At 48.4% G+C, this 21,393-nt stretch carries 22 protein-coding genes; 7 read left to right on the forward strand and 15 right to left on the reverse strand.

Translation table 11 applies throughout. The features are described from left to right. Positions 1 to 9: 9 nt before the first annotated feature. The 7 genes from NX722_RS22290 to NX722_RS22320 form a co-directional block, all read right to left on the reverse strand. Positions 10 to 1,404 (reverse strand): MipA/OmpV family protein, encoded by a 1,395-nt coding sequence (locus NX722_RS22290; protein ID WP_262565074.1) that lies wholly within the window; start codon positions 1,402 to 1,404, stop codon positions 10 to 12. Between the two features lie 110 nt (positions 1,405 to 1,514). Continuing rightward, positions 1,515 to 2,423, reverse strand: coding sequence for a manganese-dependent inorganic pyrophosphatase (locus NX722_RS22295; protein WP_262565075.1), 909 nt, complete (start codon positions 2,421 to 2,423; stop codon positions 1,515 to 1,517). Positions 2,424 to 2,638: 215 nt separating this feature from the next. After that, complete coding sequence (locus NX722_RS22300; protein ID WP_262565076.1) at positions 2,639 to 3,301, reverse strand: SCO family protein; 663 nt, start codon at positions 3,299 to 3,301, stop codon at positions 2,639 to 2,641. A gap of 101 nt (positions 3,302 to 3,402) precedes the next feature. Further along, complete coding sequence (gene cyoE / locus NX722_RS22305; protein WP_262565077.1) at positions 3,403 to 4,290, reverse strand: heme o synthase; 888 nt, start codon at positions 4,288 to 4,290, stop codon at positions 3,403 to 3,405. An 11-nt stretch (positions 4,291 to 4,301) separates the two neighbouring features. Beyond that, the gene (locus NX722_RS22310) at positions 4,302 to 5,336 is read right to left on the reverse strand and encodes a COX15/CtaA family protein (protein WP_262565078.1); all 1,035 of its coding nucleotides are present in this window, start codon (positions 5,334 to 5,336) and stop codon (positions 4,302 to 4,304) included. An 85-nt stretch (positions 5,337 to 5,421) separates the two neighbouring features. Then, complete coding sequence (locus NX722_RS22315) at positions 5,422 to 6,057, reverse strand: hypothetical protein (RefSeq protein WP_262565079.1); 636 nt, start codon at positions 6,055 to 6,057, stop codon at positions 5,422 to 5,424. Next, complete coding sequence (locus tag NX722_RS22320) at positions 6,038 to 6,754, reverse strand: SURF1 family protein (RefSeq protein ID WP_262565080.1); 717 nt, start codon at positions 6,752 to 6,754, stop codon at positions 6,038 to 6,040. Before NX722_RS22320 ends, NX722_RS22315 begins: the two co-directional genes overlap by 20 nt. Positions 6,755 to 6,866: 112 nt before the next feature. Here NX722_RS22320 and NX722_RS22325 point away from each other — a divergent pair, with 112 nt between their 5' ends. Further along, a complete protein-coding gene (locus NX722_RS22325; RefSeq protein ID WP_262565081.1) occupies positions 6,867 to 7,082 on the forward strand; it encodes a DUF2909 domain-containing protein in 216 nt (71 codons plus the stop codon). A 26-nt stretch (positions 7,083 to 7,108) separates the two neighbouring features. Here the strand turns inward: NX722_RS22325 and NX722_RS22330 are convergent, their stop codons facing one another. From NX722_RS22330 to coxB, 4 genes are read right to left on the reverse strand one after another with little or no spacing between them, the layout of a single operon-like run. After that, on the reverse strand, positions 7,109 to 7,999 hold the full coding sequence (locus NX722_RS22330; protein ID WP_262565082.1) for a cytochrome c oxidase subunit 3: 891 nt from the start codon (positions 7,997 to 7,999) through the stop codon (positions 7,109 to 7,111). Between the two features lie 10 nt (positions 8,000 to 8,009). Further along, the gene (locus NX722_RS22335) at positions 8,010 to 8,582 is read right to left on the reverse strand and encodes a cytochrome c oxidase assembly protein (RefSeq protein WP_262565083.1); all 573 of its coding nucleotides are present in this window, start codon (positions 8,580 to 8,582) and stop codon (positions 8,010 to 8,012) included. A gap of 15 nt (positions 8,583 to 8,597) precedes the next feature. Beyond that, a complete protein-coding gene (gene ctaD / locus NX722_RS22340) occupies positions 8,598 to 10,181 on the reverse strand; it encodes a cytochrome c oxidase subunit I (RefSeq protein ID WP_262565084.1) in 1,584 nt (527 codons plus the stop codon). A 10-nt stretch (positions 10,182 to 10,191) separates the two neighbouring features. Further along, positions 10,192 to 11,394, reverse strand: coding sequence for a cytochrome c oxidase subunit II (coxB, locus tag NX722_RS22345; protein ID WP_262565085.1), 1,203 nt, complete (start codon positions 11,392 to 11,394; stop codon positions 10,192 to 10,194). Positions 11,395 to 12,372: 978 nt separating this feature from the next. Here coxB and NX722_RS22350 point away from each other — a divergent pair. Next, the gene (locus NX722_RS22350; protein WP_262565086.1) at positions 12,373 to 13,077 is read left to right on the forward strand and encodes a hypothetical protein; all 705 of its coding nucleotides are present in this window, start codon (positions 12,373 to 12,375) and stop codon (positions 13,075 to 13,077) included. A gap of 2 nt (positions 13,078 to 13,079) precedes the next feature. Here the strand turns inward: NX722_RS22350 and NX722_RS22355 are convergent, their stop codons facing one another. The 3 genes from NX722_RS22355 to prlC form a co-directional block, all read right to left on the reverse strand. Further along, complete coding sequence (locus NX722_RS22355; protein ID WP_262565087.1) at positions 13,080 to 13,331, reverse strand: YheV family putative zinc ribbon protein; 252 nt, start codon at positions 13,329 to 13,331, stop codon at positions 13,080 to 13,082. A 148-nt stretch (positions 13,332 to 13,479) separates the two neighbouring features. Further along, on the reverse strand, positions 13,480 to 13,968 hold the full coding sequence (locus NX722_RS22360; RefSeq protein ID WP_262565088.1) for a hypothetical protein: 489 nt from the start codon (positions 13,966 to 13,968) through the stop codon (positions 13,480 to 13,482). 143 nt (positions 13,969 to 14,111) lie between these two features. Further along, positions 14,112 to 16,148: an oligopeptidase A gene (gene prlC, locus NX722_RS22365; protein WP_262565089.1), complete on the reverse strand. Its 2,037-nt coding sequence runs from the start codon at positions 16,146 to 16,148 to the stop codon at positions 14,112 to 14,114. 197 nt (positions 16,149 to 16,345) lie between these two features. Here prlC and NX722_RS22370 point away from each other — a divergent pair, with 197 nt between their 5' ends. The 5 genes from NX722_RS22370 to NX722_RS22390 all read left to right on the forward strand — a co-directional run bounded on the left by NX722_RS22370 (position 16,346) and on the right by NX722_RS22390 (position 20,816). Further along, on the forward strand, positions 16,346 to 16,888 hold the full coding sequence (locus tag NX722_RS22370) for a gamma carbonic anhydrase family protein (RefSeq protein WP_262565090.1): 543 nt from the start codon (positions 16,346 to 16,348) through the stop codon (positions 16,886 to 16,888). A gap of 59 nt (positions 16,889 to 16,947) precedes the next feature. Continuing rightward, a complete protein-coding gene (locus tag NX722_RS22375) occupies positions 16,948 to 17,226 on the forward strand; it encodes a hypothetical protein (RefSeq protein ID WP_262565091.1) in 279 nt (92 codons plus the stop codon). Between the two features lie 183 nt (positions 17,227 to 17,409). Then, positions 17,410 to 18,012: a YhgN family NAAT transporter gene (locus NX722_RS22380; protein WP_407648027.1), complete on the forward strand. Its 603-nt coding sequence runs from the start codon at positions 17,410 to 17,412 to the stop codon at positions 18,010 to 18,012. 253 nt (positions 18,013 to 18,265) lie between these two features. After that, positions 18,266 to 19,864 (forward strand): class I SAM-dependent DNA methyltransferase, encoded by a 1,599-nt coding sequence (locus tag NX722_RS22385; protein ID WP_262565092.1) that lies wholly within the window; start codon positions 18,266 to 18,268, stop codon positions 19,862 to 19,864. After that, positions 19,854 to 20,816 (forward strand): restriction endonuclease subunit S, encoded by a 963-nt coding sequence (locus NX722_RS22390; RefSeq protein WP_262565093.1) that lies wholly within the window; start codon positions 19,854 to 19,856, stop codon positions 20,814 to 20,816. Before NX722_RS22385 ends, NX722_RS22390 begins: the two co-directional genes overlap by 11 nt. 66 nt (positions 20,817 to 20,882) lie before the next feature. Here NX722_RS22390 and tnpA read toward each other — a convergent pair whose 3' ends face one another. After that, complete coding sequence (tnpA, locus tag NX722_RS22395) at positions 20,883 to 21,314, reverse strand: IS200/IS605 family transposase (protein WP_262563698.1); 432 nt, start codon at positions 21,312 to 21,314, stop codon at positions 20,883 to 20,885. Between the last annotated feature and the right edge of the window lie 79 nt (positions 21,315 to 21,393).

Here is a 21,393-nt window from a genome sequence, read left to right on the forward strand (position 1 = left end):
CAGATACTGTTAAAAATGGTATTGCAGATAAACAGTATTAAAATTACTGCCGCCCTTTATACGACCAAACTGGGATGCCTGTTTAAAAATAGAAGACCGATGATGCATACTGTAACCCACCCACAGGTTTTCCAGAGACTTACTGTGGACAAGATCACCCACGTTAGCGTCGAAGCTGACATCCAGATAGTTCATCAGCTTGCTGCCTTCACTGTCATGCTTGTTCATCTCCTGCCATTCGTTGTAGGTCAACCTGCTGACATAAGACAAACCTTCCGCAAGACCAAAACGCCAGCGAACCGGCCAGGTGAAGTTGTAATAAGCCTTGATGGAAACAATCCCTTCCCAGACCGGGTCCTGAACCTTTCTGCCATTCTCGTCTACTTTGTTTTTTTCATAGTGGTAGACGATACCGCTGTGAAGATAAATATCCACGGGATAGCCCAGCCACCCCTGTCGTAACGGATGACCGTAAAAGACAGAACTCATCTGATTGTTGTAGGGGTCACGTTCGGATTGAAAGCTAAGGATATCTCCCATATCCGACGGGGTCGCCCAGCCATGAGCCCCTCGCAGATAGGAACCTTCAGCCATGGCAGGAACCGTTCCGGTGCCTTTGGAAGGCTCATCAAAGTAGACAAAGCCAAGCCTGACAGCACCAAAGCCATTGCTGTCCACACTGGGTGAATGACGGGCGTTGGCATCCAGGTAAACGTACTCCAGGGAACCGGTTAAATAGAGTCCGTTCAGCAATGGGTAACGCAGGCTGACACCTGCTTCTGCCTCAATGCCTGCATCAATGTTCTGGCCATTGAACTCTTCATAATCACTCAGGCCATAGTAGTAGCTGTTAAATTTTTTGGATTTGTAACGCAGACCTACCCTCGGTTTAAGTTCCAGCTTACCGTATTGCAGCTGCCAGTCGTGGCCGGCATAAAACTGTGACCGGGACAGAGAACGGGTTTCGGTCAACGCCTCAAGGCGCCAGCTACGATTGTCGTTTACCCGATGAACCCACTGTACCCCCCAGTCCAGGGAATCTTCCTGATACTGGTTTTGCAGGCGATGAGGAATGCTGACAAAACGACGTTTAATGACGGCGTTGATGTGATTGTCATCATCTTCATAAGCTTTCAACCCCCATTCCAGATCGCGCAGGAAGATGGTTTCGCCTTCATAAAAAATCTGCGGAATGACCGTCCCTACAGAATCGGCTCGATCAACCTTATAAGGAATAGTGCTATGACGAAAAGAAACCCCAATCCCCCATTGACCGCTATTTGTCGTAGAAGCTATTGCTGCCTTAGAAACCGTTGCTGTCGTACAGGCCGCAACAGTGAAGATAGAAGCCATCGTTTTCAGGATCATTTTTCTGTGTCGGTCAGTGACATTGTTATTGGGCATAGATAGTTCGGGTTGTTCAATTAACTTACTGGCAAGGAGAACAGTAATTTGTAAACCTCACCGCCTTCTCTAAAAGATGACGGTGATATATTTATGGTATCAAACCCGGATTATGCAGCCAGAGTCTTTTGAATCCACGGCCATGCCTGCTTCTTACGGCTCAGGGTATCTTCCATCTGCACCCAGCGGTCGGCACTGTCGGACTTCAGCTTTTCAGCCCACTCACCCTGCACCAGCAGGCGAGTGGTTGAAGACGTGATATCCGTCAGCATCAGAGCAGCCAGTTTGAAACCGCCTTGTACGCAGCGAGCCTGTAACTCAGCGTCCAGAGCTTCCATTTTATCTTCAACCTGCTCGAAGCTGGCGATTTCCAACTGACCTACCACTACGTTGGCACCGTTAATGGCATACTGCTTCAGGTCACGGTCTACCAGGCTGTCGATAGTCAGGCCGTCCAGATTGGTCTTGGCACGCAGCAGACGATCAGCAAAGTCATACAGGCTGATACCCGCTTCCTCAGCCAGCAGTCTGGCGGCTTCGCGGTCTTTATCGGTACAGGTTGGAGAGCGGAAAGCAACGGTGTCACTGATGATGGCACCCAGCATCAGAATGGCAACAGAACGCTCGATCTTCACGCTTTCCATACGGAACAGATTGAACAGAATGGTAGAGCTGCAACCCACAGGCCAGATCCACATTTCCAGCGGATTAACAGTGGTCAGGTCGCCCAGTCGATGGTGGTCAATTACACCCATGATATCGGCTTTATCGAGACCTTCTGGCCCCTGACCCAGATCGGTGAAATCCACCAGCCATACTTTTTTACCTTCAACACTTTCACACAGAGCAGGCGCTTCAACTCCAGCTTCATTCAGGATAAAAGCAGTTTCGCCAGTGACTTCACCCTGGGCAACCGCAACCGCTTCAACACTGCGGGAAATTTTCAGCCACTCAGCAGCAACCAGTGATGAACAAATACTATCGGAATCGGGATTACTGTGACCTACAACCTGGATCATTATGTTCTCGTGTTTTTAATCTGATAACTTAGCCCAGTGCATGACTGTAGTCACCGTGTTGTGTGCCGCTTCGCTCTACCCAACCTGCGAATACGTCGACGTAACACATTAGTGTCAATGCACTGGCTTCAAAAAACACGCAGTGTATCGAAGTAAAGGTCTGGCTCAATATAAGTAATTCGCCATATATCGCCTGATGTTTTTAAGAATGTCCTTTAGCGCCTGTAGTTTTCATCAACAGCAGTCATGATCCGGGTAAGCTTTGCGGGCTCCAGAGGTGGTCTGATAAAACCGTGGTATTCGCCTGCCGGGTTGATGATGGCCAGATTAGCACCGTGATCGACCAGATAAAATTCATCCTCAGGGTCAAGCACTGGTGTATAGGGCATATTAAGCTGCACCGTGAGGTCATGAATGTTTTTTACCTCTCCGGTCACACCAATAAAATCTTTGTTAAAGTAAGGCACATAGCCTTTCAGCTTCTCAACAGTATCTCGACGAGGGTCAACGGAGACCAGCACATACCTCATCTGTTGAGCCAGATTTATATTGTCCTGCTTTAGTTGTTTATCCATTCCATTCAACTGGCTCAGTGTGATTGGGCAGATATCCGGACAGAATGTGTAGCCAAAGTACATCAGTGTCCACTGGCCCTTCTGACTACCATTGTTGTATATTTTGCCATTGTGGTCTGTCAGGTCGGCCATCTGGAATGATCGGGGAGCCTCAAACACGACGGTGCCCATTTTCTGCAGGTCTTCGAGAGAAATAGACGGCCTGGTTGTGTATTTATAAAACGTTAAACCAAACACCATGGCTACAACCGCAAGAAGTAACAGTACGGTTTTACTGACATTGCCTTTTATCTGTTTTTTCATGCGGCTCTCTCTTTATTTACTACGAATGCTTTACTAGTACATCGTCCCAACCTACGCAACACGTCAAAGTCATTGAATTCATGTACTAGAAAACTGTTCTTTTAAAATGTCGTGTAATGATCTGCCAGTAAAAATACAAACAGCAACATCAGATACGTGATGGAGTATTTGAACGTCTTAATGGCAGCATGGGGACGACTGTCACGCATCAGGGCAACTGACCAGTACAGGAATCGCCCCCCCAGCCCCAAAGCACCTGCCAGATAGAGTAAACCACTCATTCCCGTGAGAAAAGGCAGCACGCTGACCAGAATCATAATCACGGTATAAAGCACGATATGCAGTTTGGTATAGGCCTCGCCATGGGTGACTGGCAGCATGGGAATGTCAGCTTTGGCGTATTCTTTTTTACGGTGAATAGCCAGAGCCCAGAAGTGCGGAGGTGTCCAGGCAAAGATGATCAGCACCAGCAGCAGGGCATTACCATCAAACTGTCCTGTTACCGATGTCCAGCCCAGCAAGGGAGGAGCGGCTCCAGCCAGCCCGCCAATCACAATATTTTGTGGCGTCGCGCGCTTTAAGAACGACGTGTAAACCACGGCATAACCTATTAAGGACGCCAGAGTCAGCCAAGCGGTCAGGGGGTTAACCAGCCAGACCAGAATAGCCATCCCCGTTACGCCCAGAACAAAGGCAAAGGTTATTGCCTGTGCGGGGGCGATTCTTCCTTCTGCTACCGGTCGCTTGTGCGTTCGAGCCATGATGTTATCAATGCGCCGGTCAACCACATGGTTGATAACCGCTGCTGAAGCGGCGGACAAAGCGATGCCAGTATTACCAAACAACAGTACATCCAGTGGCACAATACCCGGCGTTGCCAGGCACATGCCTATCACCACCGTCAGCACCATCAGCGCAACCACTTTGGGCTTGGTCAGTTCCAGATAGTCCTTCCACTGGACGGGTTCGCTGTACGTTACCTTGTTCATAACAAGCTTCCTCATTCATCCCCTGAAACATGCAATCGATAATTTAAAGCTACCAGAGACAGCAGTAGCAAAGCCCCAAATAAATTATGTGCAACAGCCACCGGTAATGGCAGGTGCCAGACAATATTGCTGAGCCCCAGAATCACCTGAATCGTCAAAATAAACACCACGCTGACCGCTATTTTTTTCAGGCTGGAGCGTGAACTGTAAGACAGTTGTCTACTGTATCGGAGTACTCTGACTGATAGCAGCAATAACACCAGCACTGTTATTAAAGCACCCATTCGATGAGTCAGATGAATAGCGGTTCGGGCAGCAGAGTCCATTTGCCCTCCCAGATAGTTCGGGCCAATCTCCTGAGTGATATCAAACCCTTCGGCAAAGTCAGTGGGCGGCAGCCACTGCCCCTGACACATAGGCAGATCAGGGCAGGCGAGCGCTGCATAGTTTGAGCTGATCCAGCCTCCCAGGGTGATTTGCACAATCGCTACCAGTAAACCTGCCATGCTCAAAACCTTTAAACCCTTAAGAGCGTCTGAAGGCAGTTTTTTCCAGCCCATGCCAGACAGCCGAAGCGTCAGAAGGAACAACAGACTGAAGGTGGCAAAGCCTCCCAGCAGGTGCAATGTCACTACCTGAGGCCACAGCTTCAGCGTAACTGTCCACATGCCAAAAGCAGCCTGCAGAATAATCAGTCCCAGGATAAAGAAAGGAAGAACAACCGGCTGACCCGGCTCTTTACGGTGCTTCCACGAAACCAGTGCAATACTCAGCACCACCAGAAGCAACAGGCCCGCTACATAGCGATGAATCATTTCCGCCCAGCCTTTTCCAACTTCTACAGGAGAGTCGGGGAATAAAGCTTCTGCCACGGCTATTTCCCTGGCGGTTTCAGGAACGGTTAACTGTCCATAACAGCCAGGCCAGTCAGGGCAGCCCAGACCCGCATGAACCAGCCGTGTATAAGCCCCCAGAACTACTACAACCATTGCCAGGGCAGTGGCAAACAGTGCCAGATAAAAGCCCTTCTTTTTAACCGTTCCCATATCAGACCCTTTTATCCTGTTACTGTCGTTATTCTTACTGTGACTCGTGCTATGACTCGTGCTATGACTCTTGCTATAAAGTGTGCTAGCCGATTTTCGAGGCTTTCAGTAACCGCTTTAAGTCTTTAAGCAGATCTCCCCCATACTGCGCAGACTCATACCCCATCATGACATTGCCAAGAGGGTCCACAATAAAATAACGCCCTGTTGGCCACTCCCTGAGGTCAAGCTCCTTCAGTAAAACGGCCTTATTGGCTTTAAGCCAGATAATATCGGGATGCTCCTGCTGAAAATTGTGACTCAAAGACAGATCTTCATCCGCTATAAACGTTCTCACAACCCTGTCTGTTTCCTTGCCAAGCGCAATGTGTGCCTGCCGGGTCTGGTACATAGCCTCCTGACAGGATTCAGACAAACAATCTTTACTCCCCAATACTAAAATTGCCCAGCGTCCATCAAGATTTGCTTCAGAAAATGCCTGATCTCCCTGTATCAGGTTCAGTTGTGAGAGCGGTTTAGGCGGCAGGATCAGCTGACCTTTATTGGTTTTACCTTCAGGAATAAAGACACCTGTGAAGTACATCAGGTAAGAAAGACAGATGGCAAAGGCGGGAATTGCAAAAATCAGTAGCATCTGCAACCGACCTTTTGCTCTGCCTGGCTGGCTGTTCGGCTTTCTTTTGTTGCTTGTGTCTCTACGGTTATATTTGGCTTCCTGCATGCTGATGTTTCCTGAATTTAATCATTTGCCAAAGATAAAGTCCGAGCAGCACCAGCGCCATGGTGAACCACTGAAATGAGTAACCAAGGTGCTTGCCGGATGTCGTTTTCATCGTGACCGGACGAACCTGTAAAGCCCCCGGCTGCTGATCATCCAGAACCAACAACATAGATGGGATTTCAAGGTTTAATGCTGTTTTTATTTTTTGGAAGTCCAGCGTCTGGATGCGCTTGGGCCATGATTCGGCCCAGATATCTTCACCCAGAGTGAAGGCTTTTCCCAGAGGTCTATAAAGCATTCCCATTAGTTCAACTACAGTTTCAGGCGTTTTAACGTCGGGCAATACCATTCTGGATTCACTGCCCAGCCAACCCCGGTTAACCAGCAGCGACTGTCCGTCAGTTGTCGTAAAAGGCATAATCAGCTCATACCCTGCCAGTCCGGCATAGACCTGATTGTCACGTAAAAAATAGCGGGAAGCGTCAAACCGTCCCTGTACTTTAACAGGGAGATACATGGGATCAGGAAAGCGTTTTACGTCTGAGTAAAACAGGGGAGGCATCGCCACGCGCTCAGCCAGCATCTGTTCAAGTTCCAGCTTTTGCTCATAGCGGGAAAACTGCCATAGCCCAAGGGATATCAGCAAGGGCAGCAACAGCATCACCAACAGCGACAGCTTGATTCTATACTTCAACATCTGGTGCTCAATCCAGTTCCACTGTTATGCTTTTTTCTTAGCCTCTTACGAGGCTCTTAAAGCTTTCGTACAAGAACTCGTTCAGCTCTAATTTAAGCAATGGAAGTCTGGTATGTGGTTAAAAATTATTATTCTTATTCTTTTCTTCGCCGTACTCGTCTGCCTGGCTCGGGGACTTTACTACCTTATCACTGACCGAAGCGGATCAGCCAGGCTTGTTAACTCCCTGACGGTACGTATCACCCTGACTGCTCTGATCATGCTGATCATTGTGTTGGCATGGCTGCACGGTGATATTCACAGCAATGCCCCCTGGTTATACCGGTAAACTCATCGTATCAATAGCTATGTTTATCACAGCAGATAGACAAAGATAAACAGCCCGATCCAGACAACATCCACAAAGTGCCAGTACCAGCAGGCTGCCTCAAAGGCAAAGTGCTTTTCAGGCTCAAAATGACCTTTGAGAATTCTGAAAAACATAACGGTCAGCATCAGCGCCCCAAGGGTTACATGCGCCCCGTGGAATCCCGTCAGAATAAAGAAGGTGGAACCATAAATACCCGCACTGAGGGTTAATCCCAGCTCGTTATATGCCTCAATGTATTCTTCCGCCTGAAAGAACAAAAACGCAAAACCGAGTATCAGGGTGGCCAACAGCCATATTTTAACTTTGGTACGCTCATCTTTACGCAAGGCGTGATGGGCAATGGTCAGAGTAATGCTGGAAGTCACCAGCAGCAGCGTGTTCAGAAGCGGAAGATGAAAAGGGTCTACAATCGCGCCAGGACCAGGAAAGGTTTCATTATCCGGTGTTTTCATCAAAGGCCATTCGGCGGTAAATTCCGGCCATAACAGCTGATTCGTCATCTCCCCATGCCCTTCACCACCCAGCCAGGGAATTGCGAACATTCGAATGTAAAACAACGCACCGAAAAAAGCGAAGAAGAACATGACTTCCGAGAAAATAAACCAGCTCATCCCCCAACGAAAACTCCGGTCCATCTGAGGGCTGTAGAGACCGGCATGAGACTCACTGATCACATTGCCAAACCAGCCAAACAGCATATAAGCCATAATCAGCGCACCACCAAACAACACGTAGTGTGCATTAGAATCTTTCACACCGGCAGACATATCGTTCATCATCATGCCTGCACCCGCAAGCGTCAGAAACATGCCGACAGAGGCTATGATTGGCCACTTGCTCTGTGCCGGAACGTAATAGCTACCTTCGTCAGCCATTAAACTCTCCTCAAGACTTCAGCGTCCTTTCCCCCATGGTCGTCACATCAAACAGAGTGTACGACAGGGTTAGTTTGGTGATATGCCGGGGTAATTCCTGATCCACAATAATTCTCAGCGGCATGACTTTTTCTTCACCTGCATCAAGGGTCTGGGTGGTAAAGCAGAAACATTCCACCTTGTGCAGATAATTGGTGGCCTGAAATGGCGTTACACTGGGTATTGCCTGGCCGATCATTCTTTTACTGGTCGGGTTACGAGCGAAAAAGCTGAGTTCTCCTACCTGGCCCGGATGCACTTCGACTTCAGAAATATTCGGATGAAAGTCCCAGCTCATCCCTGCATTTTTCGTTGCCACAAACTGCACTTTGATAATGCGACTGGTGTCCATCACCGCTTTGCCGGTATAAGGGTTCGGGTCCGTCTTGCCATTCAACCCTGTGACTTTGCAGAAAACGTCGTAGATCGGAACCATGGCAAAGCCAAAACCAAACATACCACCCGCAACCAGTCCAGTGCGCAGCATGGTTCGTTTTGACAGATCGACGACTTTTTCTTCCTTGGTTTTATCCTTCTCAGTCATATGGCAACCCTTGCCTTACTTCACATCAGGAGGTGTCGTAAAGGTGTGGTAGGGTGCCGGGGAGGGCAGACTCCACTCCAGACCTTCAGCGCTTTCCCAGACCTGAGCTTCCGCTTTTTTACCTCCACGGATGCACTTGAGAACAATGAACAGAAACAACAGCTGTGTGGTCCCAAACAAAAAACCACCCAGGCTGGCAATCTGATTAAAGTCGGCAAATTGCAGGGCGTAGTCAGGAATTCGTCTGGGCATGCCGGCCAGACCAACAAAGTGCATTGGGAAAAATGTCAGGTTCATGCCAATAAACGACAACCAGAAGTGCGTTTTTGCCAGCGTTTCGTCGTACATGTGACCGGTCCACTTGGGAAGCCAGTAATACGTAGCGGCAAAGATGGCGAAAATAGCACCGGGCACCAGAACATAGTGGAAGTGTGCCACCACAAAGTAAGTATCATGGTATTGGAAATCGGCCGGTGCAATGGACAGCATCAGCCCGGAGAAACCACCGATGGTGAACAACACCACAAAAGCAATGGCAAACAGCATGGGCGTTTCAAAGGTCATGGCACCACGAAACATAGTGGTTACCCAGTTGAAAACCTTCACGCCTGTTGGCACAGCAATCAGCATGGTGGCATACATAAAGAACAGTTCACCCACCAGCGGAATCCCCACTGTGAACATGTGATGCGCCCAGACAATAAACGACAGGAATGCAATGCTACTGGTGGCGTAGACCATTGACGTGTAACCAAACAGCGGCTTGCGGGCAAAGGTAGGGATGATTGCAGACACGATACCAAACGACGGCAGTATCATGATGTACACTTCCGGATGTCCGAAGAACCAGAAGATATGCTGAAACAGTACCGGGTCACCACCGCCGCCGGCATTAAAGAAGCTGGTGCCAAAATGTATATCCATTAGCATCATGGTCACAGCACCTGCCAACACGGGCATCACTGCTATCAGAAGGTAGGCAGTGATCAGCCAGGTCCAGACAAACAGAGGCATTTTCATCATGGTCATACCGGGAGCCCGCAGATTGAGAATGGTGGCGATGATGTTGATCGCTCCCATAATCGACGAGATACCCAGCATGTGAATAGCAAAGATAAAAAAGGTGGTTGATGGAGGAGAGTAATCCGTGGACAGCGGCGCATAGAAAGTCCAGCCAAAGTTAGGGCCGCCACCTTCCATAAACAGAGTACTGACCAGCATCAGGGCAGCAAACGGCAGAATCCAGAAACTCCAGTTATTCATTCTTGGCAACGCCATATCAGGCGCACCAATCATCATCGGAATCATCCAGTTCGCCAGCCCGACAAAAGCAGGCATAACCGCACCAAACACCATGATCAGCCCGTGCATGGTGGTCATCTGGTTAAAAAATGCCGGCTCGACTATCTGCAATCCTGGCTGAAACAGTTCTGCCCGGATAACCATTGCCATGGCGCCCCCCGTCAGAAACATGATGAAACTGAACCACAAATACATCGAGCCAATATCTTTGTGGTTGGTGGTCAGCACCCAGCGCATTAAGCCTTTTGCCGGACCGTGGTGGTGATCGTCGTGATGTTCAAGTGTCTGTTCGGTCATGATGGCGTCCTCACGGCGATGCTTGCTTATCAAGAGCAGCTTGCTGCTGGCTTGCTGCGGGTTTGGCGCTGTCGTCTGGTTTCAGCTCTCCTGTCTTCTTGTACTCAAGAATCTGTTTTGGAGTGACAATCTGACCGGTGTTATTGCCCCAGGCGTTTCGCTCATAAGTAATAACGGCGGCCAGCTCGGCTTCATTCAGCTGGTTGGCAAATGCCTGCATAGCTGACCCTTTTTTGCCGTTCATAACGATATCAACATGGCCTTCAAGCCCATCAGCCTTAACCGTCATATCGGCTCCTTTTAATGCCGGGAACAATGGAGGCATTCCCTCTCCGCCCACCTGATGACAGGCTGCGCAGATTTTTTCGTAAGTGGTTTTGCCCAGCTTCATCAACTTATCCATGTCCCAGTTTTCCTGAGTTAACTGTCTGACCTTTTCTGCTTCCTGTCTTTTTTCCACAAGCCAGGCATTAAAGTCCTCGGGGGTTCTGGCATCCACGACAATGGGCATATAGCCGTGATTCTTACCGCACAGTTCGGCGCATTGCCCACGGTAAATGCCGGGCCTTTCAATTTTGGTCCAGGCTTCGTTAATAAATCCGGGAATAGCGTCGCGCTTAACGGCAAAAGCCGGAACCCACCAGGAATGGATAACGTCTGCGGCGGTAACAAGAAAACGAACCTTTTGACCAACGGGCAATACCAGTGGTTCATCCACTTCCAGCAGGTAGTTATTTTCTTTGTTGCGGACGTTGTAAATCTGTTCTTGCGGCGTCGACAGATTACTAAAGAATGAAACGCCTTCTCCCAGATATTCGTACTGCCACTTCCACTGGTAGCCCGTGATTTTAATATCCACTTCGGCTTCATCAGTGTTGTAAATGTCTATGAGGGTTCTGGTGGCAGGAATAGCCATTAAAACCAGAATGAGGAATGGAATCGTGGTCCAGGCAATTTCAACCAGCGTGCTTTCGTGAAAATGCTGCGGCTTAACGCCACGGGACTTCCGGTGCATGATGATTGAATAAAACATGACACCAAACACCAGTACGCCAATAACGACACAAATGATGAAAATGGTCATGTGAAGACCGTAGATGGAACGGCTGATAGCCGTCACCCCCTCAGTCATGTTGACCTGCCAGTCCGCCATCAGGCGTACGGGCAACAAGCTACCAAGAAAACCGGCAGCAAGAAGAAAAAGTGCTCGCATGTGCTGCATCATTCCCTTACATCCCCTGACGATCCGCACTCGGTCTCAGAAAGTTGAGGCGGAAACTTCTTATTATTATTGAGCAGACCCAGAGCCCTGCATTCAGAGGTGTGAATCAGTCAAAAAACGTCATGAACTGATTCTGTTATTGTCCTTTTCGACCTATCCTGGTCATTAGAGCATCTTGCTTGAAAAACGCTTTCCCCACACACCAACCAGCGGAATTCAAAACCGTGGTAAAGGGTAAATTTCTATGCAAGAGCGACCATTTATCAAAACGCCTTCACAATTAGAAGACAAGGTCACACTACCTGGACACTGCAAATTAACTACACCCTAGTTAGCTGCTTATAAGCTACCAAGACATTAGTGCCTGAGTACCCGGGTAAAACAGGTGTCAATCTGTACCCCGGCTTGCTAAACCCAAATCGCAGGAACACCCTGCAATACATACCCCTAGGATCTGACAATAATGATCCAAAGAGTATAGTCCCAGAACTCCATTAAACAACATGGATAAAAAAAAGGAAATTATTCCAGCACATTTTCTCCTGATCACCACAATGAAGAAAGAAAATTTTCATGGTAAAAACCAGACTGAAAGCAAACGACAAAGGACGTTCAATGCCCTGTAATAATGACATTTCAATTCCTTCATACACACTTGTCAGAAATCACCATGCCAGTCAAAAACGATCTGGAACTCATTATTAACAAAGTCACAACGACAAGAAATCCATTGCATTCATTTCTTGTTTTTTTCAGGAGAAATTTCCTCAGGCCACTTTAGTGAAAAGCAATGAAGATATGAACAATTTCAGCATATTTTGTGTGTCATTTTTTTGACTGCACAACTGCTTCGAAAAACATGAAATAGCTTATAAAACAAGGCATTTTTTTATTTTATTTTTTGATTCTAAAATTAATATTTTTTATGAAAAAGGGATATTTAAAATTGCTTGTGCTGAGTCTGTCTGTATGGTCAATTATCTCATCATCAGTCAGTATCAGCCACTGTTAATGGAGGCACAAATGGACGTGCAGGCGATCAGCGATCTTATCGATCACGCAAGAGAGCACGAAGCACAGAGCATGCATTTAAGTTCACTGGTGAAAAAGCAGCTCAACCAGCTGCACCACACCATAGAACTACCTGAAAAAAACGCATGCGAAACTCTGCTGAAGTTCGTAGCTGAATACATAGACCATGTTCCCGACTTTCTGAGAACGCTTGAAAAAGCCTCTGAAGAACTGGGAATTGAAAGCTTTATCTATCCGTTCCTGGATATCATCAATGAAAACTTTATGGCTCCTGTCCTTCAGTCACGATCAGACATTGATATGTATGAGCTACTGGAAAAATCCTATTTTGCCCACCGGTTGATTGAAGAAGTCAATGATACCTGGCTGGCAAAAACCGGCAGCACTCTGATCCCCATGAATATGACCTGGCCCAACCTGATCATCCACGCCATTCTGGGAGAAAAGTTTGGCAATGAACTGGATTCAATTGTGGCGCAGACAGTACGACATATGATGCGTTCCCAGACCATTTTCAATCCCGATAAATGCCAGCAGTTTATCAGCCAGAGAGACCCGGAAGAGTGGGTTAACACCTGGTCGAAATGGAACTGTATGCCCCATCAGATGGGCATTGACCTGAAGTTTACTTCTGCAGCCTGACATTAGTTGTCCAGTATACGAACCACCTGAACGTTCTGGTCTTCATTTAAAGTGTTATGCCTGCCTTCGCCTTCGTGGGAGACCCTGGTTTCCGGAAGCTCTCCCACCAGAGCAGGCTTGTTTTGAACTTCATCAGAAAAACCGCAGTCAACACACTCCCTGATATCAAAGTCTTCTTTCTGAAAAAACCGTACAGTGTCCTGAACGCCGCAGGCAGGGCAAACTGCTCCGGCTATAAACCGTTTTATTGTCATAAGTGATGCTCCGCTATACAGCTACGGTGCAGGCTATAGTATTTATCTTTGTAAGGCCAGAGGTTTGAGTAATCATCTGCTATGCTCAAAGCCCGAACAATAAAACAGAGCGGTATGCAGTATGAGCCTTGAAGCCAGAGTATCGTCGTTAGAAGAAAAATTTGAAACGTTGGATGATGCAGTCCGCAAACTGATAAATATCACTGCTGAGACACAGCAGATAGTCTTGGAAAATCAGCGTGAGAATCGTGTCAGGTTTGATCAGCAAGAGCGCAGAATGGACAGGCTGGAGTCCGCTGTTGGCGCACTGGCAGAAGCAACCCTCGCCGGATTTAAACGAGTTGACGAACGGCTCGACCAGCACGACAAGCGTTTCGACCAGATCGACAAACGCCTCGACCAGCACGATAAGCGCTTCGACCAGATCGACAAACGCCTCGACCAGATCGACAAACGCCTCGACCAGCACGATAAGCGCTTCGATCAGCACGACAAGCGCTTCGACCAGATCGACAAACGCCTCGACCAGCACGATAAGCGCTTCGATCAGCACGACAAGCGCTTCGACCAGATCGACAAACGCCTCGACCAGCACGACAAGCGCTTCGACCAGATCGACAAACGCCTCGACCAGCACGATAAACGTTTCGACCAGATCGACAAACGTTTCGACCAGTTAGAGCTGCTCATTCGCCAATCCCAGTCCAGTCACTAGCGACTCACTCTACCCGACTGCCTCCAGACAGCGGGTAAGTTCTGGATTGTCTACGCCAGAAAAAGTCAGGCAATACCGCTGTGACGCAACAGGGCATCAATCTCAGGCTCACGACCACGGAAGTTTACAAACAGTTCCATGGGTTCAGCAGAGCCGCCTTTCTCCAGAATTTCATTCAGGAAAGACTCACCGGTTTCACGGTTAAAAATGCCTTCTTCTTCAAAGCGGGAAAACGCATCAGCCGACAACACCTCAGCCCACTTGTAGCTGTAGTAACCTGCCGCATAACCGCCAGCAAAAATGTGGCTGAAGCTGTGCTGGAAGCGATTGAAAGTCGGTGGAATTACAACTGAAACCTGCTCTCGCACTTCACTCAATACTTCCTCAACCGCTTTGCCTTCTGCGTAATTCTTGTGCAGTTTAAAGTCAAACAGGGAGAACTCCAGCTGACGCACCATCATCATGGCAGACTGGAAATTTTTAGCGGCCAGCAGTTTATCCAGCATTTCACGGGGTAAAGGCTCACCGGTTTCGTGATGTCCGGAAATGAGTGCCAGACCTTCTTCTTCCCAGCACCAGTTTTCCATAAACTGGCTTGGCAATTCAACGGCATCCCATGCCACCCCGTTGATGCCTGACACTGGAGAGTAATCCACTTTCGTCAGCATGTGATGCAGGCCATGACCAAATTCATGGAACAGGGTAACCACTTCGTCGTGGGTCAACAGTGCAGGCTTATCACCAACAGGAGGCGTAAAGTTACAGGTCAGGTAAGCGACGGGCAGCTGCACGTTTTCCTGACCGGGCGCTCTGCGACGTACACGACATTCGTCCATCCAGGCGCCACCACGTTTGTGTTCACGGGCATAGAGATCAAGATAGAAACGACCAATCACCACGCCATCGCGTTTAATATTGTAGAAGCGCACATCTTTGTGCCAGACATCCACATCGGTCACCGTTTCAAAGGTGATGTCAAATAGCTTCCCGACTACGGCAAACATACCATCAATGCTTTTCTCTGCGGGGAACCACGGGCGCAACTCTTCCTGAGATATGGCATAACGGTTCTGCCGCAGTTTTTCGCCGTAGTAACCAATGTCCCACGCCTGCAGGTCATCGGCACCATATTCCTTTTTGGCAAAAGCTTTCAGTTCTGCCAGCTCTTTTTCTGCCTGAGGTTTGCTGCGTACCGCCAGGTCTTCCAGAAAAGCCACCACCTGGTCTGGTGTTTCAGCCATCTTAGTAGCCAGGGAGTATTCAGCATAATTATCAAAGTCCAGCAGTTGCGCCAGTTCATGGCGAAGCTTCAGGATATTTTTAATGTTTTCGCCGTTATCAAACTCACCCGCATTGGGTCCCTGATCAGAAGCCCTGGTACAGAAAGCAGTGTAAACTTCTTCACGCAGTTCGCGGTTATCGCAGTAGGTCATAACCGGGAAGAAGCTTGGAAAGTCGAGGTTCAGCATCCAGCCCTGATCGTGGCCTTTTGCCTCAGCCAGCTGACGTGCCCCCGCCAGTGCCGACTCCGGCAACCCTTTTAATTCATCTTCATCGGTAATCAGCTTTGACCACGCCATGGTGGCGTCCAGCACATTGTCGGAGAATTTACTAGTCAGCTCAGACAGCGCTTTCTGGATGTCGCCGTAACGGGCTTTTTTGTCTTCAGGCAGGGCAACGCCGGCCAGTTTGAAATCTCTTAGATAGTCATTGATGACTTTCTGCTGAGCTTTGTCGAGCTGCTTGAAATCATCCGCTTCCGCAATGTTGCGATAGGCTTCATACAAAGCCTGATTTTGCCCAATGCGTGTAGAATACTCGGACAGAATGGGCAGACAGGCGTTGTAAGCATCGCGCAACTCATCACTGTTCACCACGGCATTCATGTGGCCTACCGGAGACCATGCCTGATTAAGACGATCAGCCAGAATATCCATGGGTTCCTGTAAAGATTGCCAGCTGAAACGGGTTGTCTTTGCCAGTAACGATTCTATTGCCTGCTCATTTTCTTTAATGATGGTTTCAACCGCTGGCTGCACATGCTCAGGATTGATCTTTGAAAAAGGAGGCAGTTCGGAAGACTGAAGCAGCGGGTTGCTCATGTGTAATACTCTCTGATCTGTTCTTATTCATCACAATGGGTACAACAGAACGCTATTTCAAGCATCCGGAGTACCGACCGTTTAAACTTTCCCTCACTCCTGACTGTTTATACGTCTTTGGGCCAATAAAAGACAGATAGCCTGATAGAATAGTTAAAAACCGAATTCTAATCTTCAGTACCAGAGCGAGATACGCCATGAACCCTGCCATAAGAACCTTCAGAGGGAAAACGCCGGTTACCGGCAAAGGAGTGTTTATCGATCCGACAGCCTTAGTCATTGGCGATGTGGAGATTGGCAAAGACAGCTCGATATGGCCCATGAGTGTTGTTCGGGGAGATATGAACAGCATTCGAATTGGTGAACGCACCAGCATTCAGGATGGCTCAGTTCTGCACATTACTCACGCCAGCCATTACAACCCCAAAGGTCATGCCCTGACTATTGGCAGCGATGTTACCGTTGGCCACAGCGTCACCCTGCACGGATGCACTCTTCATGACCGGTGTCTGATTGGTCTTGGCTCTGTCGTGATGGACGGTGCAGTGGTTGAAGAAGAAGTTTTGGTGGCAGCCGGCTGCCTGGTACCTCCGGGCAGGCGACTGCAGAGTGGTTTCCTCTATAAAGGCAATCCGGCCAAAATGGTTCGTCCGCTGACCGAACAGGAAATCAGCTTCTTTTCCTACAGTGCAGCCAATTACGTAAAATTGAAGGATGAATATATTACTGAAAAGAATTAAAAATAATTTAATATTCACTTTATTAAGATTTAGCCCATAGTCTTACAGACGCTCTCTAAATGGCTCCCTATGCTTGTGAAATCAAGAATGATTTTGGAGATGTCGTCATGAGCCAGCCAATCACTCCCAGTTCTGCGTCAGGCAGCGAGATAAGTCAGACTGCCCTTATGGTGGCAGACCAGCAAACAAAAATGCAGGACATCAGTAAAAGCAACCTGAAGACTGAAAAGCCTCGTGAAACTCAGGCCGAAACCAGCTCCGAAATCAGTCATGGTTCAGTTAAAGATAAAAAGGCAAGACTCGCTTTTCTGATACACCAGCAAAATTTGGCGATTTAACGACTCACAATCGCCAACACTTTCAGCTTGATCGCAAAATAGTACATATACTATGCGCGTGTACTAATTCACCAAACCAACCTGAAAATCATCCCCCCAGCCAGCCTGCAACAGGCTGAGAAACTGCTAAAAATACTGCTACTATAGTCCGCCATTCTTTATTTCTATTGCGGCTTTAACCTGATGGATATATTTTCTACAGCGGTACTTTTATTCCTGATAATGGATCCCCTCGGCAACATGCCAATCTTTATATCAGCCCTTAAGCATGTCCCCGAAGAACGGAGAACCAAGGTTCTGATTCGAGAGCTACTGATCGCTTTGTCGATACTTGTTGTCTTCCTTTTCATAGGCGATAACGTGCTGGCACTGCTCAGTCTTGATCAGGAAGCAGTGAGCATCGCAGGTGGCGTTATACTTTTTCTAATAGCGCTAAAAATGGTATTCCCTCCTGCCCGTGGTGGCGGCATTATGGGAGATACACCTGATGGCGAGCCTTTCATTGTGCCAATGGCAACGCCCCTGATTGCCGGACCTTCCATTCTGGCCACGTTGATTTTGATGGGTAACCAAAACCCCGGACAAGAAATTGCCCTGCTTGGCGCATTGCTCATTGCCTGGTTTACCAGTTCTGCAATTCTTATCTTCTCTAATCGCATTATGAAGCTACTGGGCAATCGCGGTGTCTTCGCCATTGAGCGCCTGATGGGTATGATCCTGATCATGCTGTCGGTTCAGATGCTGATCAACGGTCTTACAAGCTACCTTGTCCATTATTACTCCTGATTACAGCGAAGAGAGGGCTTTTCCCTCTCTTCATTTTCCTTTCTGAAAGCAAGCTAACTACTTGCAAGCTCCGGGTGTGCGGCAGGCACATTCAGAGTCCCCCTGTGTCAGGAGAGATATTCATAGCGAACCATAAAACACGACAGATAAAGTATAAATTCAGATATCCGAAGACAGTGATGAATCAGTATTGACGCACCTCTTAACCCCCACATACCATGACGGCAATTTCAAATTTAGCAGTACCTCAGACATGGCTAAAAAACCTGCAAAAAAAGCCTCCCCTTCATCAAAGAAAGGCTTCGAAGAAACCCTCTGGGACTCCGCCAACAAGCTGCGAGGCAGCGTTGAATCTTCTGAATACAAGCACATCGTCTTAAGCCTGATCTTCCTGAAATTCATCAGTGACAAGTTTGAAGATCGCAGGGCTATGATCGGGAACGAATACGGCGCTGACTTTGTGGATATGGTGGACTTTTACACCATGGAGAACGTTTTCTATCTGCCGGAAGAAAGTCGCTGGTCGTTTGTGCTGAAACACGCCAAGCAGAACGATATTGCGGTGAAAATTGATACCGCCCTGCACGATATCGAGAAGAACAACCCGCAGCTGGCAGGCGCATTGCCGGATAACTACTTCTCCCGTCTGGGGCTGGATGGCTCCAAGCTGTCGGCGCTGATTGATACCATCAACAACATTGAGACCATGGCGAATGAATGCCATATGACCGAAGAAGATCTGGTGGGTCGTGTCTATGAATACTTCCTCGGCAAATTTGCCGCCAGTGAAGGTAAGGGCGGGGGCGAGTTCTATACGCCCAAGTCGGTGGTGACGCTGATTGCGGAAATGATTGAGCCGTACAAAGGCAAGATTTATGACCCGTGCTGCGGTTCCGGCGGTATGTTTGTGCAGTCCATCAAGTTTGTGGACAGCCATAAGGGTAACCGCAAGGATATCTCCATCTACGGGCAGGAATACACCAGCACGACCTACAAGCTGGCGAAAATGAACCTGGCGATTCGGGGCATTGCTGCAAACCTGGGCGATGTGGCGGGCGACACCTTCTTTAAAGACCAGCACCCGGACCTGAAAGCTGACTTTATTATGGCGAACCCGCCGTTTAACCAGAAGCAGTGGCGGCAGGCCAGCGAACTCAGCGACGATTCACGCTGGGACGGTTATGAAACCCCGCCCACCGGCAACGCCAACTACGCCTGGATCATGCACATGATCTCCAAACTGTCGGACAACGGCACCGCTGGTTTTGTGCTGGCGAACGGTTCCATGAGTTCCAACACCAGTGGCGAAGGGTCTATTCGTCAGAAGATTATTGAAAACGATCTTGTAGATTGCATGATCGCCCTGCCGGGGCAGCTGTTCTACACCACCCAGATTCCGGTGTGCCTGTGGTTCCTGACCAAGAACAAGAAAACAGATACCGAGCATGGCTATAAAAGCCGTGAAGAAGAAACCCTGTTTATTGATGCCCGCCAGATGGGTTCTATGGTCAGCCGCACCAATAAAGAACTGACCACGGAAGATATTGCCAAAATAACCGACACCTACCATGCATGGCGCTCTACCCGTCATTCCCGCGAAGGCGGGAATCCAATGGAGTACGAAGATATTCCCGGTTTCTGCAAAGCAGCCACGCTGGAAGAGATTAAAGCCAACGACTTCGTGCTGACCCCGGGGCGCTATGTGGGTGCTGCCGAGATAGAAGACGATGGAATTCCCTTTGAAACAAAGATGAAGGAACTGAGCCAGACCCTTTACCAGCAGATGCAGGATGCGGAGAAGCTGGATGCTGTGATTCGTGGGAATCTGGAGGTGTTGGGTTATGGTGAGTGAGTGGGTAACAAAACCTCTTGGAGACCTTATCGCCCTGCAAAGGGGACATGATTTACCGGCTCAGAATCGTGTTAATGGCTCAATTCCAATAATGGGTTCCTCCGGCATAACTGGTTACCACAATGAAGCAAAGACTTCTGGTCCGGGTGTTGTTATTGGTCGTAGTGGCAATTCAATGGGAGAGGTTAACTTCTCAGCTGAAGATTATTGGCCGCTGAATACTTGCCTCTACATAACAGACTTCAAAGACAATGATCCGCTCTACATCTATTACTTTCTTCAAACAATAGATTTCGATCAGTTCAACTCAGGTAGCGCTCAGAAGTCTCTGAACCGAAATGCTGTTTACCCATACGAGGTTTACACAACTGAAGATAAAGCTGAGCAGCGTAGAATTGGTCGAGCTCTTGCTGACCTAGACGACAAAATCCAACTCAACCGCCAAACCAACCAAACCCTCGAAAACATGGCGCAAGCCCTGTTTAAAAGCTGGTTTGTGGATTTTGATCCGGTGATCGATAACGTACTGGCGGCGGGCAACACCATTCCCGAACCTCTGCAAAAACGTGCCGAACAGCGCCAGGCTCTGCGAGCCAGTGATGAGGCGCCTACACCGCTGCCGGAAGCTATCCGCCAGCTGTTTCCCGCATCCTTTGTGTTTGATGCTGAGATGGGGTGGATTCCGGAGGGGTGGGAGGTTCAGCAGATCGGCAAAGTCATTGAAAATGTTGGCGGGGGTACACCAAGAACAAAAGAGGATGCCTTCTGGGTAGACGGGACGCATGCTTTCTGTACACCAAAGGATATGTCTTTGTTGACCAGCAAAGCACTCCTTGGAACCGAGAGACATTTGACCGATGCGGGTGTTGCAAAGATAAGTTCGGGACAATTACCGGAAGGAACTGTGCTGATGTCCTCACGGGCACCTATTGGCTATCTGGCAGTTAACTGACCTCCGGCATAGCCGGAGGCTTATCAGATTACGCCCTCTAAGGGCTTTTATTGCGCCCAAGGGCGCTTACCAGTCAAGATCATACTGATCTCTATTTCCATCATTCTTTTCTTGATCTCGGATATATGCCCGAACCACTTCTTCATCAAGTCCTACTGTTGAGACAAAGTAACCTCTTGCCCAAAAATGCTCTCCGTTAAAGTTACGCTGCTTGCCTTTGAAATTTTTCGCAATCTCTATTGCACACTTTCCTTTCAGATATCCAACGACATGAGATACCGGATATTTGGGTGGAATACTGATGCACATGTGAACATGATCAGACATCAAATGCCCTTCGAGAATTTTGCAGCCTTTCCTTCTGGCAAGCTCATGAAATATTTCTCCGAGAAACTTTCTCAAATTCCCATAGATTACCTTTCGTCTTCTCTTTGGGATAAAGACAATATGGTACTTACAATCCCAACGCGTATGAGCCAAACTCTTGTAGTCTCTCATTGGTTTTACCTTCAATTTTCTTGGTCGGAAACTGAAGGTTAGCTACTGTCGCTACGGTTAAACCTATGAGAGTCTCCCC

Source organism: Endozoicomonas gorgoniicola (assembly GCF_025562715.2).
Classification (GTDB): Bacteria; Pseudomonadota; Gammaproteobacteria; order Pseudomonadales; family Endozoicomonadaceae; genus Endozoicomonas_A; species Endozoicomonas_A gorgoniicola.